This is a genomic window from Rhodococcus sp. PSi06 (assembly GCF_054960675.1).
In genome coordinates, this window is record NZ_JBHNYO010000012.1 from 1 (window position 1) to 17,133 (window position 17,133).

Sequence of the window (17,133 nt, forward strand, 5' to 3'; positions counted from 1 at the left end):
TTGCACTCAGACCGACTGAAACCCACATTGATCCCAACCCGGGGTGGGCGAACGGCGGATCCATGCGCGGAGGGCGGAGCTGCACGAACAAAAAAGCGGCACCCACCCTTTCGGGTGAGTGCCGCTTCGGTAGAGCTGGGTGAAACTAGATCACTTGATGATCTTCGTGACGCGACCGGCTCCGACGGTACGACCGCCCTCACGGATTGCGAAACGCAGGCCGACGTCCATGGCGACCGGCTGGATCAGCGTGACGGACATCTCGGTGTTGTCACCGGGCATGACCATCTCGGTGCCCTCGGGGAGGGTCACAACGCCCGTAACGTCCGTGGTACGGAAGTAGAACTGCGGGCGGTAGTTGTTGAAGAACGGCGTGTGGCGGCCGCCCTCGTCCTTCGAGAGGATGTAGGCGTTGCCCTCGAACTCCGTGTGGGGAGTCGTGGTGCCGGGCTTGATGATGACCTGTCCACGCTCGACGTCTTCGCGCTTGATGCCACGAACGAGGAGGCCGACGTTGTCGCCTGCCTGACCCGAGTCGAGCAGCTTGCGGAACATTTCGATGCCGGTGACGGTGGTCTTGGTCGAGCCGGGGCGGATGCCGACGATCTCGACCTCTTCGTTGACGTTGACCGAGCCGCGCTCGATACGTCCGGTGACCACGGTGCCACGACCGGTGATGGTGAAGACGTCCTCGACGGGCATGAGGAACGGCTTGTCGGTCTCACGGACGGGGTCCGGAACCGAATCGTCGACGGCCTGCATGAGCTCCAGAACCGACTCGCCCCACTTCTCGTCACCCTCGAGTGCCTTGAGTGCGGAGACCTTGATGACCGGTGCGTCCTCGTCGAACTCCTGCGAAGCGAGGAGCTCGCGGACCTCCATCTCGACGAGCTCGATGATCTCGTCGTCGTCGACCATGTCGGCCTTGTTCAGTGCGACCAGGATGTACGGCACGCCGACCTGGCGAGCGAGCAGCACGTGCTCGCGGGTCTGCGGCATCGGGCCGTCGGTTGCTGCCACGACCAGGATTGCGCCGTCCATCTGAGCCGCGCCGGTGATCATGTTCTTGATGTAGTCGGCGTGACCCGGTGCATCGACGTGCGCGTAGTGGCGCTTCTCGGTCTGGTACTCGACGTGGGAGATGTTGATCGTGATACCACGAGCCTTCTCCTCCGGAGCCTTGTCGATCTGATCGAAAGCCGAGGCCTCGTTCAGGTCCGGGAACTTGTCGTGCAGAACCTTGGTGATTGCAGCCGTCAGCGTCGTCTTACCGTGGTCAACGTGACCGATGGTGCCGATGTTGACGTGCGGCTTCGTCCGATCGAACTTCGCCTTCGCCACTGTGTGTCCTCCTGGACTGATCTGTGCGGGCCCCGACGGGGCCAGCACGCGTATGTGTTGTTACTTATTACAGGTCGAGCGTGGTCCAGCAGCTGAAGAGAATTACTCTCCGGTCGCCTTCGCGATGATTTCCTTCGAGACGTTCGCGGGAACCTCTGCGTACGAATCGAAGACCATGGAGTAGTTAGCGCGGCCCTGCGTCTTCGACCGGAGGTCTCCGATGTAGCCGAACATCTCCGACAGCGGAACCAGTGCCTTGACGATACGGGCACCGCTGCGTTCCTCCATGGCCTGAATCTGACCACGGCGGGAGTTCAGGTCGCCGATGACCTCACCCATGTAATCCTCGGGCGTGATGACCTCGACGGCCATGACGGGTTCGAGAATGACGGGGCTGGCCTTACGAGCAGCTTCCTTGAACGCTTGTGAGCCGGCGACCTTGAAGGCCATTTCCGACGAGTCGACGTCGTGGTACGCACCGTCGAGCAGTGTGACCTTGACGTTGACCAGCGGGTATCCGGCGAGAACACCGTACTGCATGGCGTCCTGAGCACCAGCGTCGACCGAGGGGATGTACTCCCTGGGCACACGACCACCGCTGACCTTGTTCTCGAACTCGTAGGTCGCGCCGTCTTCGCCCTCGAAAGGCTCGAGCTTGATGATGACCTTCGCGAACTGGCCGGAGCCACCGGTCTGCTTCTTGTGGGTGTAGTCGTGCTTGTCGACCGTCTTGCGGATGGTCTCGCGGTACGCGACCTGCGGCTTGCCGACGTTGGCCTCGACCTTGAACTCGCGACGCATACGGTCCACGAGGATGTCGAGGTGCAGCTCGCCCATGCCGCCGATGACGGTCTGACCGGTGTCCTCGTCCAGCTTCACCGAGAAGGTGGGATCCTCTTCGGCGAGCTTTTGGATAGCTGTTCCCAGCTTCTCCTGGTCGGACTTGGTCTTCGGCTCGATCGAGACCTGGATGACCGGATCCGGGAAGCTCATGGACTCGAGGATGATCTGGTTCTGCGGATCGCAGAGCGTGTCACCCGTCGTGGTGTCCTTGAGGCCGATGACGGCGTAAATGTGACCGGCAGACGCGGTCGCGATCGCGTTCTCCTTGTTGGAGTGCATCTGGAACAGCTTGCCCAGACGCTCCTTCTTGCCCTTGGTCGAGTTGATGACCTGAGCGCCGGAGTCGACCTTGCCCGAGTACACCCGGACGTAGGTCAGCTTGCCGAAGAAGGGGTGCGTCGCGATCTTGAACGCGAGAGCCGCGAACGGCTCGTCTGCGGACGGCTTGCGAGTGATCTCTTTCTCCTCGTCGCCGACGGCGTGTCCGATGGTCTCGGCAACGTCGAGGGGAGACGGGAGGTAGTCGATGACCGCGTCGAGCATGGGCTGAACGCCCTTGTTCTTGAACGCGGATCCACACAGGATCGGGTACAGCTCGCTGTTGACCGTCATCTTGCGGATGGCGCCCTTGATCTCTTCGATCGTGAGCTCTTCGCCGCCGAAGTGCTTCTCCAGAAGCGCTTCGTCGGACTCGGCCACGGTCTCGAGCAGCTGCGTGCGGTACTCGTCTGCGCGCTCCTTGAGGTTTTCCGGGATCTCCTGGATCTCGTACTTCTCACCGAGCTTGGTCTCGCCACTCCACACGAGAGCCTTCATCTGCACGAGGTCGATGACGCCCTCGAAGTCGTTCTCTGCGCCGATGGGCAGCTGGATGACCAGCGGCTTGGCACCGAGACGATCGATGATGGTCTGCACGGTGTAGTAGAAGTCCGCGCCGAGCTTGTCCATTTTGTTGACGAAGCAGATACGCGGCACGTCGTACTTGTCGGCCTGACGCCAGACCTGCTCGGACTGCGGCTCGACACCTTCTTTGCCGTCGAACACTGCGACAGCGCCGTCGAGGACGCGGAGCGAACGCTCCACCTCGACGGTGAAGTCGACGTGACCGGGGGTGTCGATGATGTTGATCTGGTTGTCGTTCCAGAAGCACGTCGTGGCAGCAGAGGTGATCGTGATGCCACGCTCCTGCTCCTGCTCCATCCAGTCCATCGTGGCTGCGCCATCGTGAACTTCACCGATCTTGTAGGAGATACCGGTGTAGAAGAGGATGCGTTCGGTAGTGGTGGTCTTGCCGGCATCGATGTGGGCCATGATGCCGATGTTGCGGACCTTGTTGAGGTCGGTCAGCACGTCCTGTGCCACGAGTTAACCCGCCTTGGTGTTGGAAGAGGTATTGCCTGAGCTGATCAACGCTCCGGCGGTACCGGTTAGTTCCGGATACCGCCCGAGCGAGGAGATCACCAGCGGTAGTGGGCGAACGCCTTGTTGGCTTCGGCCATCTTGTGAGTGTCTTCGCGACGCTTCACAGCGGCACCGAGGCCGTTGCTGGCGTCGAGCAATTCGTTGGCCAGACGCTCGACCATGGTCTTCTCACGACGAGCGCGCGAGAACGTGACCAGCCAGCGCAGTGCCAACGTGGTGGAGCGGCCGGGACGAACCTCGACGGGCACCTGGTAGGTGGCACCGCCGACGCGTCGGCTGCGAACCTCGAGGGCGGGCTTGACGTTGTCCAGTCCACGCTTGAGCGTGACGACGGGATCGCTGCCGGTCTTCTCGCGGACCTGCTCGAGTGCCTGATAGACGATGCGCTCGGCGGTCGACTTCTTGCCGTCGAGGAGGATCTTGTTGACGAGCTGCGTGACCAACGGGGATCCGTAGACCGGGTCGTTGATCAGCGGCCGCTTGGGTGCTGGGCCCTTGCGTGGCATATCAGCTCTTCTCCTTCTTGGCTCCGTAGCGGCTGCGAGCCTGCTTGCGGTTCTTGACACCCTGGGTGTCGAGCGAGCCGCGGATGATCTTGTAACGCACACCCGGGAGGTCCTTCACACGACCGCCGCGAACGAGCACCATCGAGTGCTCCTGCAGGTTGTGACCCTCACCGGGGATGTATGCGGTGACCTCTACCGAGGTGGTCAGGCGAACACGCGCGACCTTACGGAGAGCAGAGTTCGGCTTCTTGGGGGTGGTGGTGTACACGCGAGTGCACACGCCACGGCGCTGGGGACTGCCCTTGAGGGCAGCGGTCTTCAGTTTCGCGACCTTGTCGGTGCGACCCTTACGGACCAGCTGGTTGATCGTTGGCATAAACCGGCTTTCTTCGTGTCGATAAACAGGGATCTAGCAGTTGGAGCAAGAGAACACTGCTCCTCACCCGGTACTGCTGCTGCTCCAGTACTGCTATCGCGGGTCTCTTGCACCCCGCGGTCGGGTGTGTCGCATACCCCCACACGTCCAGCCGGTTGCGCGCTCTTTCTCACGAACGTGCGCACGGCTGTACCTCGCATAGGCACACAAACGGTCCGGGCAGGCCGGACACGACCCATAACGATACCCGGCGGCGCGGCCTCGGGTCAAAACACCCTTCGCCCTGATACGCAGCCTATCTGCTCAGGTTGAGTGTGAGGTCGGCCAGCTTCGCCGCGGCCTGGCACGGATCGGGGTGAGCGACATCCGGCCGATACTGCACCCACCACCCGAAGATGCCCGCTCGATCCGCGCCGGCCGTTACCCCGCACGATGCGGAATCGTTCGGACGCTGGGCCTGTATTGCCTTGCGGCCCTGCACTGTTGTGTCGGTGACGGTGTACATCATCTTCTCGTCGGCGGCACGTTCGGCGGCCAGAGTGCCGGACTCGAACCAGTTGAACGTCACCTTCACCGTGCCTGCGGAGCCGATCAGATCCCACCGGCAGATGGCCCCGAAGAAGCCCCGGGCGATGTCGTCGGCACCGGTGGTATCGCGAATCTGCTCATCGGAGACGGCGTCGCACTCGGTCAACAACTCGGTGAATTCTTCGCCACCCGAGCCGGCGAAGCTCGCCGGCCGCGGTGTGCCCTGCACCGTCTGGGAGCAACCGGCGGCAAGAAGCAGCGTCGCTGCGGCGGCGATCACGCGCCTCGTTCCGGTTGGTCGCGCGCTCATTGCTTGCGCTCCACGGTCAGCTTCGCGAGGTCGTTTCCGACGTCGCACGGCGGGCGCGCCGCAGGTTGGTCGGAGTACGTGATGGACCAGTGGAAGAAGTCGTCGCCGAACTGCACGCCGATCTCGCACAACGGGCCCTGCTCGGCCTCGAACCCCGGATTGCCGTCGATCTCGATGTCTTGGGCCGGGCGGCCGATCAGCTCCGAGCCCGCCCGTTCGCGGCCGATCGGGCTACCGCGATACCAGGAGAAGCTGACGCCGGGCCCGCCGAAGCCCACGGTTTCCCACTGGCAGCCGACGGAGTTGCGTGTGATCTGACCGAAGGGGCCTGCTCCGAACGCTGATTGCACCTCGGCGTCGGTGATCGATCCGCACTCGCCGAAGAACGGACCGGGTTCGTATGCCTCGGTGGTCGTCGTCGCTGCCTCGGTCGCAGTATCGGCAGCGTCGGTATCGGCCCCACCGCACCCCGCGACCAACGCGGCAACTGCGGTGATCACCAGTGCCACTCGCTTCATGCCGTCCTCGCGTGTTCCTTCGATGCTGCAGTTCGACGTCGCACCGAACTTATCAACCCGACAGGGTGCCAGTCATGTGCCGTGCACCGCGCGTCCCCGGACGTACACACCCACGATGGCAGGTTCGCGCATCGACATCAGCAGAGCGAACAGTGTCTGATCCCGAGCCAGCTCCACATCGTCGGCGCGGACGCCGTTGGCCATCGCTGCGGCCAGCTGCGGCCACGCGGACGGATCGACGACGACGAAATCTGCTTCCTTGCCCGCGTCGAAGTTGCCGATGCGGTTCTCCATGTCCAAGGCCCGCGCGCCGGCGAGTGTTCCGGTGAACAGCAGTTCCGCCGGATGCAGGGACAGGCCGGCGTCACCCGGCTCGGAGATGTGCACCTTGAACGCGTCGGCGAGCACCTGCGGCAGCAGCCACTCGTCACCGCCGCCGAAATCCGAACCGATGGCGATGTTTACCCCCGCGGCCACGGTTCGCTTCCACGGCATGGTGCCCGAGCCCAGAAACTGCTGCGAGGTGGGACAGTGCGCTACGGAGGTGCCGGTCTGGGCCATTCGTTCCAGTTCGATGTCCTGACAGTGCACGGCATGGGCCAGGACGGTGCGCCTACCCAGGAAGCTCTTACCGCCGACCTGCGAGCCCGGCAGGAACTTGCCGTCGTACGTGTCGAGGTAGGTATTCACCCCGTAGGCATTCTTGGTGGCGTCGATCTCCCCGGTGCCCGGGCGATCGTTCTCGTTGAGGTGCGTGTGGAAATAGACGCCCCGGTGGCGCACCGAATCGTAGAGCTCACCGAGATTCCTCAAAGTGTCGGTCGTGACCGACAGCGAGAACCTCGGTACGACGGCGACGTGCAGCATCGCCGTGTCGACGTCGCCGGTATCTGCGGCGTGCCACTTCTCGATCTCCTCGGACACCAACCGGATGGCCTCGTCCTCACCGGTGATCAATGCCTGCGCCGACGACGGGCCGGTGGTCTGCACACCGCGGCCACTGACGATGCGCAGTCCGTGCTCGAGCGTCTGCGAGAACAGCGAATCCTGTGCGTGCGGAAATGCCGATCCGAACACCATGGCCTGCGTGGTGCCGGCCCGAATGCGTGCGGCGCAGAAGTCCCTGGCCGCCGCCGCGGCGAACTCGGGATCGGAGAAGCGCGACTCGGACGGGAAGATGCACGTGTTCAACCACTCGAGCAGCTGCCCGCCGCCGTAGGAATCTCCGGCGTAGGTCTGCGGAAAGTGAATGTGGGTGTCGACGAATCCCGGCAGCAGAAACCCCGGCCGGTGATCTTCGATCGGGATACCCGCGAATCGATGTGGGAGCGAATCGAACTCACCACAGAACTCGATGACGCCGTCCTCGCCGACCACGAGGGCACCGTCGGGAATCGACACCAGGGCCGCAGCGGCGTCCGTCACGGTGGGCGAGCCTGCGACGTGAAAGACGTGGCCGCGGTGCACGCGTGCGATATCGGAAGTCACCAGAGCGACTCAAGCACAGGTGGGTCACTGCTGCAGACCGTGTGGGTTCTAGCGCGCTCCCACCGACGCTGCGGACAGCCGCGCGTTCAACGACACATCCAGTACCTCGGCCCACGATCGCACGACCTCGGCCCGTCGTCGCGCATCATCGGTCAGCACGTCGGCCAGCCCGAGACCACGGGCGAGGTCGAGGGTCGCCTGAACGAGGCGGTGAGTGACGGGATCGTTGTCGTCGACTCCGAGGTTCTCGACGGCCATCTGGTGCGCACGTCGGCCGAACCGCTCCTCCAGGGGGACGATTCGATCGCGTAACTCGGGATCGGCCGATGCCGCCGTCCACACCTGCAGCGCCGCTTTGAACATCGGGCCGGTGTAGTACTCGACGAGCCGCTCCACCACGAGCGCCGTTCGACCAGGGCCCGGTGGGATGTCCTGCGCTTCGCGCCGCGCGTCGTCCATTCGCGTGTCGAACATGTACTCGAGGGCCCCGGTGATCAGGTCCTCACGCGTCGGGAAATGGTGTTGGGTCGCGCCCCTCGAGACGCCGGCGCGTTCTGCGACCACACCGACCGTCGTCGCAACCCAGCCCTGCTCCGCGAGTGAATCGATCGTCGCCTCGAGCAGTCGCTGACGCGTCACCCTGCTGCGATCTTGCTTGGGTTCGCGCGCCATCACCATCTCCCTACTTCTCCAGCACCCAGGACGGAGGTCTCTTCTCCAGAAAGGACATCATCCCCTCACGAGCCTCCTCCGATGCAAACAACCTGGCCGATTGCTCGGCGACGGCCGCTCCACGGTCGTCCATCTCGCGCCGGATGGCGGCCGTGGTGAGTCGTTTCGACTCGGCCAGACCCTGCGGCGAGCACTTGCCGAACATGATCGCGTACTCGGCGACCGCGGCCGCGGGAACGGCATCGGCCACGGTGATCAGGCCGATCGCCTCGGCCGTCGCACTGTCGAACGTCTCCCCGGTGAGGAAGTAGCGACTCGCCGATCGCGACGACAACCGCGGCAGCACGGCAACGGATATGACCGACGCGGCCAGGCCGAGGCGAACCTCGGTCAACGCGAACGAACTCTCCGGTCCGGCGACGGCGATGTCGCAGGCCGCGACGAGGCCCATTCCCCCGGCCCGGACGTGCCCGTCGATGCGGGCGATGACGGGCTTCGGAGTGTCGATGATCAACCGCATCAGGTCGAGCATCTGCCGGGTGCGCAGCTCCGGCGACGCACCGGCTTCCCGAAGATCCGCGCCGGCACAGAATGTTCCACCGGTGTGACCGAGCACGATGGTTCTGACGTCGTCGTTCTCGGCCGCAGCGACTAGCCCTGCACTGAGCTCGTCGACCAGCACGGAGGACAGCGCATTTCGATTCTCGGGCGAATCCAGCGTCACATACGCTTTCCCGCCGGCGAACTCGACTGTGACCGCCATCAGTAGCTTCTGGGCAGTCCGAGCGAGTGCTGGCTCACGAAGTTCAGAATCATCTCCCGGCTCACCGGTGCGACCCGGGCGATGCGGGCCGCTCCGAGCATCGCAGCCAATCCGTACTCACTGCTCAACCCGGCACCGCCGTGGGTTTGGATCGCCTGGTCGAGTGCCTTGATACTGGCCTCGGCGGCAGCATATTTGGCCATGTTCGCGGCCTCCGCAGCTCCGAAATCGTCACCGGAGTCGTAGAGCACCGCCGCCTTCTGCATCATCAGCTTCGCCAGTTCGAGCTCGATCTTGCACTGTGCCAACGGATGCGACAGACCTTGGTGAGCACCGATCGGCGTCTTCCAGACGGTGCGTTCCTTGGCGTACTTCACCGCGGCGTCGATGGCGTATCGGCCCATCCCGATGGCCATAGCGGCACCGAGAATGCGTTCGGGGTTCAGCCCTGCGAACAACTGCATCAGCGCGGCATCGGCCTCACCGACGAGTGCCTCGGCGGGCAGCCGGACGTCGTCGAGGAACAACACGAACTGGTGATCGGGCTCGACGATGTCCATCTCCATCTGCGTCTTCTGCAGACCGGGAGCGTCGGTGGGCACGATGAACAAGGCAGGCTTGAGCTTGCCGGTCTTGGAATCCTCGGTGCGCGCCACGATCAACACGGCATCGGCCTGATCCACACCGGAAATGTAGATCTTGTTGCCCTTGAGGACCCACTCGTCTCCGTCGCGACGCGCAGTGGTGGTTATCTGGTGCGAGTTCGATCCGGCGTCGGGCTCGGTGATGCCGAAGACCATGATCTTCGACCCGTCGGCGAGAGCGGTGAGCCACTCCTGCTTCTGGTCTGCCGTGCCGTACTTGCCGATGATGGTGCCGCAGATGGCCGGACTGACAACCACGAGCAGTAGACCGGCACCGTGCGCGGCCAGCTCCTCCTGAACGAGCGCGAGCTCGTAGATGCCTGCGCCGCCGCCGCCGTATTCCTCGGGCAGATTGACACCGAGGAAGCCGAGCTTGCCCGCCTCGTTCCACAGCTCGGTCAGCGGCTCACCCTTGCGTGCCTTGGGCAACACGTAGTCGATGTAGTTGTAGCGCTTGCCCAGTGACGAGACTGCGTTGCGCAGACCCTTCTGCTCTTCGGTTTCGATGAAACTCATGCTTGCTCTGCTCCTTCTGATACCACGGCCAGGACTGCGCCGACTTCGACCTGCTGACCCTGCTGCACGTTCAATTCGGTGAGCACACCATCGGCCGGTGCCGTCACCGTGTGCTCCATCTTCATCGCCTCCAGCCACAGAATGGGCTGACCTGCAGTGACGGTATCTCCCTGCGCCGCAGCAATTCTGATGACGCTGCCCGGCATCGGCGCGAGCAGCGACCCGGCCGCCACCTCGTCGGTGGGGTCGGTGAACCGCGGGGCTTTGATCAACCTGACCGGACCCAGTGCGGAATCGACGAAGACGTCCGATCCATAACTGCTGACCTCGAAGATGCGACGGATTCCGTTGTCGTCGAGAGTCACCGAGGTCGGGGTGTGATCTATCAGTTCGACGCCCTCCACCGAGGACGTGAGTCCGCCGCGCCCGATCGAGTACTCGACGGTGATGTCGTTGTACGTCTTGCGCTGCGGTTGCGACCGGAGGTTGCGCCAGCCGCCGGGCAATCCGCGGTTCACGCGCGCCTGCGCCGTGTTCTTCGCCGCGTCCGCGAGCGCGGCGGCGAGCACCGACAGCTCCTCCGCTCGTCCCTGCGCGAGTGGACTCGACAGCACATCGAGGCCGTGGGTGTCGAAGAAGGCCGTGTCGGTGTCGCCGGACAGGAACGACGGGTGCCGCAGAATATTGACCAGCAGATCTCTGTTGGTTTTCAGACCGTGAATGGTGGCCCGCTGCAACGCTTTCGCGAGCAGATTCGCTGCCTGATCTCGTGTCGGCGCGAACGAGATGACCTTGGCGAGCATCGGGTCGTAATGGGTGCTCACCACGCTGCCGGTCTCGACGCCGGAATCCACTCTGATTCCGGCTTTCTCCAGAACCTCGAACTGCGCACCGGGAATGTCGAATCGGTGGACGGCACCGCTCTGCGGCTGCCAATCCTGAGCCGGATCCTCGGCGTACAGCCGAACCTCGATGGAGTGCCCGCGCGTCGACGGCTGCTCGACGGGCAGCCGCTCCCCCGCCGCCACCCGAATCTGCAGCGCCACCAGATCCAGACCCGTCGTGCATTCGGTGACCGGGTGTTCCACCTGTAGACGGGTGTTCATCTCGAGGAAGAAGAAGTTGCCGCGTTCGTCGGCGAGGAATTCGACGGTGCCCGCGCCCTCGTAGCCGATGGCCTCGGTGGCCAGTGTTGCTGCCTCGAAGAGCTTCTTGCGCATACCGTCGATGCGTTCGACGAGCGGTGACGGAGCTTCCTCCACGACCTTCTGGTGACGACGTTGGATGGAGCATTCGCGCTCGCCCACCGTCCACACGGTGCCGAACCGGTCGGCCATGACCTGAACTTCGATGTGTCGGCCGGTTTCGATGTAGCGCTCGACGAACACCGTTCCGTCACCGAATGCCGACAGTGCTTCTCGTCCTGCTGCCTCGATTTCGGACTGCAGCGTGTCCAGGCTGCGCACGATCCGCATGCCGCGACCACCGCCGCCCGCGGAGGCCTTGATCAGCACCGGCAATTCGTTCTCGGTGACCGACTCGGGATCGAGCTGCGTCAGCACCGGCACTCCGGCGTCGGCCATCATCTTCTTGGACTCGACCTTCGAGCCCATCAGCTCGATGGCCTTGACCGGCGGACCGATCCACGTCAGGCCTGCATCGAGTACCTGCTGCGCGAAATCGGCGTTCTCCGAGAGGAATCCGTATCCCGGGTGCACTGCGTCGGCTCCGGCCTGTACTGCGGCGGCGATGACGAGCTCCCCGCGCAGGTAGGTCTCGGACGAGCTGTTGCCCGGTAGCCGCACTGCCGCATCGGCCTCACGGACGTGCGGGGAGTTCGCGTCGGCGTCGGAGAACACGGCGACGGTGTCGATGCCTTCGGCGCGGCAGGTGGTGAAGACGCGGCGGGCGATTTCGCCGCGGTTGGCTACGAGGACGGACGTTACGGTCATGGCTTCACATCCGGAAGACACCGAAGTTGGCGGTGCCTTCGATCGGGGCAGAGGCAATGGCCGACAGGCACATTCCCACTACCGTGCGGGTATCACGCGGGTCGATGACGCCGTCGTCGTAGAGGCGTCCGGACAGGAACATCGGCAGCGACTCGGCCTCGATCTGCGCCTCGATCATCGCGCGTAGGCCTGCGTCGGCCTCTGCGTCGAACGCTTGTCCCCGTGCCTCGGCGGCAGCCCGTCCGACGATGGAGATGACACCGGCGAGCTGCGCGCCGCCCATGACGGCGGATTTGCTCGACGGCCACGCGAAGAGGAAACGAGGATCGAAGGCGCGACCACACATGCCGTAGTGGCCGGCACCGTAGGACGCGCCGAGCAGGATCGAGATGTGCGGAACCTTCGAGTTGGAGACGGCGTTGATCATCATCGAGCCGTGCTTGATCATGCCGCCTTCCTCGTATTCCTTGCCCACCATGTAGCCGGTGGTGTTGTGCAGGAACAACAGTGGTGTGTTCGACCGGTTGGCGAGCTGGATGAACTGCGTCGCCTTCTGCGATTCCTCACTGAACAGCACGCCGCGTGCGTTGGCCAGGATGCCGATGGGGTAGCCGTGCAACTCGGCCCACCCGGTGACGAGCGAGCCACCGTACATCGGCTTGAACTCGTCGAAGTCCGAGCCGTCGACGATGCGGGCGATGACCTCACGGGGATCGAACGGGATCTTCAGGTCGGTGGGGACGATGCCGAGCAGATCCTCGGGATCGACCAGCGGCTCGATGATCTCGGCGCGTGGTTCGGGCCCCTTCTTTTTCCAGTTCAACCGGGAGACAATGCTGCGGCCGATGCGGATGGCGTCCTGCTCGTCGACGGCGAAGTAGTCTGCAAGACCGGACTTTCGGGCGTGCATCTCGGCTCCGCCCAGCGACTCGTCGTCCGAGTCCTCACCGGTGGCCATCTTCACCAGGGGCGGCCCGGCGAGGAAGACCTTGGACTGCTCCTTGATCATGACGACGTGATCGGACATGCCGGGAACGTAGGCACCGCCGGCAGTGGAGTTGCCGAACACCAGGGCGATGGTGGGTATCCCGGCAGCCGAGAGCTGCGTCAGATCGCGAAACATCCGCCCGCCGGGGATGAACACCTCTTTCTGCGTGGGCAGGTCGGCACCACCGGATTCGACGAGCGAGATCACCGGAAGCCGGTTCTGGGTGGCGATGTCGTTGCCGCGGAACCCCTTCTTCAGGGTCCAGGGGTTGCTGGCTCCGCCGCGAACCGTCGGATCATTGGCGACGATGAGGCATTCGACCCCGCAGACGACGCCGATACCCATGACGGTGCTGGCCCCGACGGGAAAGTCGCTGCCCCACGCTGCAAGTGGGCACAGTTCGAGAAAAGCGGAATCCTCGTCGATCAGCAGCTCGATGCGCTCACGAGCGAGGAGCTTGCCGCGCTTCTTGTGCCGATCGACGTATTTCTGTCCCCCGCCCAGTAGCGCCTTGTTGTGCTCGGCATCGATTTCGGCCAGTTTGGTGTGCATGGCCTCGGTGGCACCGGTGTATTGCTCCGATGCGGTGTCGAGAGTGGACTTCAGCACGCTCATACCTGGTACCCCAATCGTTTTGCAGCAAGGCCGGTGAGGATTTCGGTGGTCCCGCCGCCGATGCCGAGGATGCGCATGTCTCGGTACTGGCGTTCGACTTCGCTCTCGCGCATGTACCCGAGTCCGCCGAAGAGCTGCACGGCTTGGTTGGCCACCCACTCTCCGGATTCGACGGCGGTGTTCTTGGCGAAGCAGACCTCGGCGATGAAGTCGCCGTCCTCCTCCAGGGATCGCTCGACGAGGGAACGGGTGTAGACGCGGGCGATGTCGATCTTGCGTGCCATCTCGGTGACGGTGTTCTGTACGGATTGCCTTGCTATGAGCGGCTTTCCGAACGTCTCCCGATCGCGGACCCACTGCAGCGTCAGATCGAGGCACCGCTGCGCGCTGGCGTAGGCCTGGGCGGCCAAGGCGATGCGCTCGGTGAGAAACGCCTGCGCAATCTGCGCGAAGCCACTGTTCTCGGCACCGACCAGGTTGGCCACGGGAACACGGGCGTCGACGAACGACAGCTCAGCGGTGTCGGAGGCGCGCCACCCCATCTTGTCGAGCTTGCTGGTGACCTCGAACCCGGGTGTGCCTTTCTCGACGACGAGCAGGGAGACACCGGCAGCACCCTCGCCGCCCGTGCGCACGGCCGTGACGACGAAATCGGCTCGGCACCCGGAGGTGATGTAGGTCTTCGATCCGTTGACGACGTAATGCTCGCCGTCCTTGACCGCCTTCGTCCGCAGGTGGCCGACATCGGAACCACCGCCGGGCTCGGTGATCGCGAGCGAACCGATCTTCTCCCCCGCCAGTGTGGGTCGTACCCACTTGTCGATCTGTGCGTCGTCCCGCGCTGCAACCAAGTGCGGCAGCGCAATTCCGCTGGTGAACAGTGACGCGAACAATCCGCCCGAGGCACCGGCCTGGTGCATCTCCTCGCAGATCACCACGGCGTCGGCCAAATCTCCACCGTCGCCGCCGACCTCCTCCGGGAAGCCGGCACCGATGAGACCGAGAGCGGCGGCCTTCTTGTGCAGATCACGCGGAATCTCGCCGTCGGTCTCCCACTGATTCATGTGCGGCGCAATGTCCTGCTCTACGAAGCTGCGGACGGTCTTGCGAAGCTGCCGGCGCTCGGGCGTCGTCCAGATACTCATATGAGTTCTCCCTTGTAAGCAAGTGTTTCCGGGATGTCGATGTGCCGCGAGCGCAGCCATTCACCGAGCCCCTTGGCCTGTGGATCGAATCGGGCTTGCGACGCAACGCCTTGGCCGAGGATGCCTTCGATGACGAAGTTGACGGCCCGCAGATTGGGCAACACATGCCGGGTGACGGCGAGATGCTCGGCCTCAGGAAGCATTGTCTTCAGAGTCTCGACCGTCAATGCATGAGCGAGCCAGGCAAATTCGTCGTCGGTGCGGACCCAGACTCCGACGTTGGCGTTACCACCCTTGTCGCCGCTTCGGGCCGCGGCGATGGTGCCGAGTGGAAGGCGAATCGTTGCTTCGTCTGCTCTCGGCTGTGGCAGGGTCGGTTCGTCGAGAGGTTCCAAAGCCCGCGTATCCGTCGACGGTGAGATGGGGCTTTCTGTGCCGTCGGCCAAGTGCGCTGTATGCGGAACGTCGTGAGCGTCGACGAATCCTGCCGTGAACACTCCGTAGGGCGCTCCGTTCCCGGGCGGCGCGGTGACCGAGAAACCCGGGTAGCTGGCCAGTGCGAGTTCGACAGCAACGGCGGAGAACTGGCGTCCGACTGCATCGGGATTGCTGTCGCGGGCAACGCAGCGCAGCAAGGCGCTGGCGGTTTCCTCGGTCTCGGCGTCGGGCTTGTCGGTACGCACCAGAGTCCAGTCGAGCTCAGTGGGCCGAACGGGCAGCCACGACTCAAATTGTCGTTGCGCCAGTTCTGCTTTGGCCTCGATATCCAGACCGGTGAGCACCATAGTGAATTCGTTGCGGAAGCCGCCGAGTGCATTGAGCGAGACCTTGTAGGTGGGCGGCGGGGCTTCTCCGGTGACGCCGCTGATCGACACTCGATCGCTGGTTTCCTGCGTCAGCACCGCGGTGTCGATGCGTGCGGTGACGTCGGGGTTCGCATAACGGCCGCCGGTGATTTCGTAGAGTAATTGCGCAGTGACGGTACCGACGCTGACGGCACCGCCGGTGCCCTCGTGCTTGGTGATGACACTCGATCCGTCGCTGTGAATCTCGGCGATCGGAAAACCCGGACGGGACATGTCGGCGATCTCGGTGAAGAAGGAGTAGTTGCCTCCCGTCGCCTGAGTACCGCACTCGATGACGTGGCCCGCAACGACGGCTCCGGCCAACGCATCGTAATCGGTTGTCGACCAACCGAAGTGCGCGGCAGCCGGGCCGACGATGACACTGGCATCGGTGACGCGTCCGGTGACGACGACGTCGGCACCGGAGTTCAGGCATTCCACGATGCCCCACGCGCCGAGATAGGCATTGGCCGTCAACGGGCCGCCGAGACCCAGCTCGTCTGCCCTGCCGAGAAGGTCGTCGCCGTCCACGTAGGCGATCTTCGCGCCGGAGTCCAGCTTCTCCAGCGCCTCGGCCAAGCCACGCGGATTGAGTCCACCGGCATTGGCGACGATCTTGACCCCTTTGTCGAGGGCCAGCGCCAGGCAGTCCTCGGCCTGGCGCAGAAAGGTTTTGGCGTACCCGCGGGTGGCGTCCTTCATCCGGTCGCGGCCGAGGATCAGCATGGTCAGCTCGGCGAGATAGTCACCAGTGAGATAGTCGAGTTCACCGCCCTCGAGCATCTCACGCATGGCGGAGAGGCGATCTCCATAGAAGCCGGAACAGTTACCGATTCGTACGGTCATGCTTGCTCCCGTCCTGCTCCGGGAGGGCCTGCGAAGGCTTGGGCGATGGTGAGCCAGTGCGCGGCGTCGGCTCCATCGGCATGGACGTCGAGGTCGTCGCGGTGCGCGCGCTGGGTGACCAGAAGACAGAAGTCGAGTGCCGGTCCGGTGACGCGCTGCGCTGCGTCGTCGGGGCCCCAGGTCCACAACTCGCCCGACGGTGCGGTGAGTTCGATGCGGAACGGGTCCGACGGCGGAGTCTGCTCGTTCACTGCGTACGCGAAATCCCGTGTGCGGACGCCGATGTGCGCGACACCCCGAATCCGGTCGGTGGCTACGCGAGTGACGCCCAGTGCGTCGGCGACATCCTGGCCGTGGGCCCAGGTTTCCATCAAACGCGCGGTGGCCATGGATGCAGCACTCATCGGCGGGCCGAACCAGTCGATCTTGACACCCGACGGGACCTGCCTCAGCGCATCGGTCATGGCGTGGCGTCGGGTACGCCAGGTGCTCAACAGCTCGGGATTGCGGGCCTCCTCCTCGGCCGCCTCGTCGACGAAGCCGGTGGGGTTCTCCCAGGCCTTCTTCATCGTGAGAGCGAACTCTTCCTTTGCCTGGTCATCACCGGCCGCCGCGGACGTGGTGCGCTCTGCGACGTGGTCCGTCCAGGACAGGTGCGCGATCTGGTGTGCGATCGTCCAGCCCACCGCAGGAGTTGGTGCCGCCCAGCGTTCTGGGGACAGCTCGGCCACCATCGCATCGAGGTCATCGCCCTCGGCACGGAGATAGGCCACGAGTGTGTCGAGGTCTGCCATGGGTCCAGCTTCACAAAGCCA

15 protein-coding genes are annotated in these 17,133 nt (G+C 64.1%); all 15 read right to left on the reverse strand.

From position 1 onward, the window contains the following. Nucleotides 1-150: 150 nt before the first annotated feature. Entirely contained in the window at nt 151-1,341 is a 1,191-nt protein-coding gene (tuf, locus tag ACFI9K_RS16290; protein ID WP_008714056.1) for an elongation factor Tu, read from the reverse strand. Nucleotides 1,342-1,443: 102 nt separating this feature from the next. Continuing rightward, a complete protein-coding gene (gene fusA, locus ACFI9K_RS16295) occupies nt 1,444-3,546 on the reverse strand; it encodes an elongation factor G (RefSeq protein WP_462664469.1) in 2,103 nt (700 codons plus the stop codon). Between the two features lie 95 nt (nt 3,547-3,641). After that, nucleotides 3,642-4,112 (reverse strand): 30S ribosomal protein S7, encoded by a 471-nt coding sequence (gene rpsG / locus ACFI9K_RS16300; protein ID WP_206486725.1) that lies wholly within the window; start codon nt 4,110-4,112, stop codon nt 3,642-3,644. A 1-nt stretch (nt 4,113) separates the two neighbouring features. Next, nucleotides 4,114-4,488 (reverse strand): 30S ribosomal protein S12, encoded by a 375-nt coding sequence (gene rpsL / locus ACFI9K_RS16305; RefSeq protein WP_027498160.1) that lies wholly within the window; start codon nt 4,486-4,488, stop codon nt 4,114-4,116. Between the two features lie 295 nt (nt 4,489-4,783). Then, nucleotides 4,784-5,326 carry a DUF3558 domain-containing protein gene (locus ACFI9K_RS16310; protein WP_462664470.1) on the reverse strand — a complete coding sequence of 181 codons (543 nt, stop codon included), beginning with the start codon at nt 5,324-5,326 and terminating at the stop codon, nt 4,784-4,786. Further along, complete coding sequence (locus tag ACFI9K_RS16315) at nt 5,323-5,844, reverse strand: DUF3558 domain-containing protein (RefSeq protein ID WP_462664471.1); 522 nt, start codon at nt 5,842-5,844, stop codon at nt 5,323-5,325. The genes ACFI9K_RS16310 and ACFI9K_RS16315 overlap by 4 nt, the downstream gene beginning before the upstream one ends. A gap of 72 nt (nt 5,845-5,916) precedes the next feature. Beyond that, nucleotides 5,917-7,320 carry a guanine deaminase gene (locus tag ACFI9K_RS16320; protein WP_462664627.1) on the reverse strand — a complete coding sequence of 468 codons (1,404 nt, stop codon included), beginning with the start codon at nt 7,318-7,320 and terminating at the stop codon, nt 5,917-5,919. 60 nt (nt 7,321-7,380) lie between these two features. Beyond that, nucleotides 7,381-8,004 (reverse strand): TetR/AcrR family transcriptional regulator, encoded by a 624-nt coding sequence (locus tag ACFI9K_RS16325; protein WP_222093726.1) that lies wholly within the window; start codon nt 8,002-8,004, stop codon nt 7,381-7,383. A 10-nt stretch (nt 8,005-8,014) separates the two neighbouring features. Then, the gene (locus ACFI9K_RS16330) at nt 8,015-8,767 is read right to left on the reverse strand and encodes an enoyl-CoA hydratase family protein (protein ID WP_462664472.1); all 753 of its coding nucleotides are present in this window, start codon (nt 8,765-8,767) and stop codon (nt 8,015-8,017) included. Then, nucleotides 8,767-9,927, reverse strand: coding sequence for an acyl-CoA dehydrogenase family protein (locus ACFI9K_RS16335; RefSeq protein ID WP_462664473.1), 1,161 nt, complete (start codon nt 9,925-9,927; stop codon nt 8,767-8,769). Before ACFI9K_RS16335 ends, ACFI9K_RS16330 begins: the two co-directional genes overlap by 1 nt. Next, on the reverse strand, nt 9,924-11,879 hold the full coding sequence (locus ACFI9K_RS16340; RefSeq protein WP_462664474.1) for an acetyl/propionyl/methylcrotonyl-CoA carboxylase subunit alpha: 1,956 nt from the start codon (nt 11,877-11,879) through the stop codon (nt 9,924-9,926). Before ACFI9K_RS16340 ends, ACFI9K_RS16335 begins: the two co-directional genes overlap by 4 nt. A 4-nt stretch (nt 11,880-11,883) precedes the next feature. Then, entirely contained in the window at nt 11,884-13,482 is a 1,599-nt protein-coding gene (locus ACFI9K_RS16345; protein ID WP_462664475.1) for an acyl-CoA carboxylase subunit beta, read from the reverse strand. Beyond that, nucleotides 13,479-14,627 carry an acyl-CoA dehydrogenase family protein gene (locus tag ACFI9K_RS16350; protein ID WP_462664476.1) on the reverse strand — a complete coding sequence of 383 codons (1,149 nt, stop codon included), beginning with the start codon at nt 14,625-14,627 and terminating at the stop codon, nt 13,479-13,481. The genes ACFI9K_RS16345 and ACFI9K_RS16350 overlap by 4 nt, the downstream gene beginning before the upstream one ends. Beyond that, nucleotides 14,624-16,318 (reverse strand): acyclic terpene utilization AtuA family protein, encoded by a 1,695-nt coding sequence (locus tag ACFI9K_RS16355; protein WP_462664477.1) that lies wholly within the window; start codon nt 16,316-16,318, stop codon nt 14,624-14,626. Before ACFI9K_RS16355 ends, ACFI9K_RS16350 begins: the two co-directional genes overlap by 4 nt. Next, nucleotides 16,315-17,112: a TIGR03084 family metal-binding protein gene (locus tag ACFI9K_RS16360; protein WP_462664478.1), complete on the reverse strand. Its 798-nt coding sequence runs from the start codon at nt 17,110-17,112 to the stop codon at nt 16,315-16,317. Before ACFI9K_RS16360 ends, ACFI9K_RS16355 begins: the two co-directional genes overlap by 4 nt. Nucleotides 17,113-17,133 lie beyond the last annotated feature (21 nt).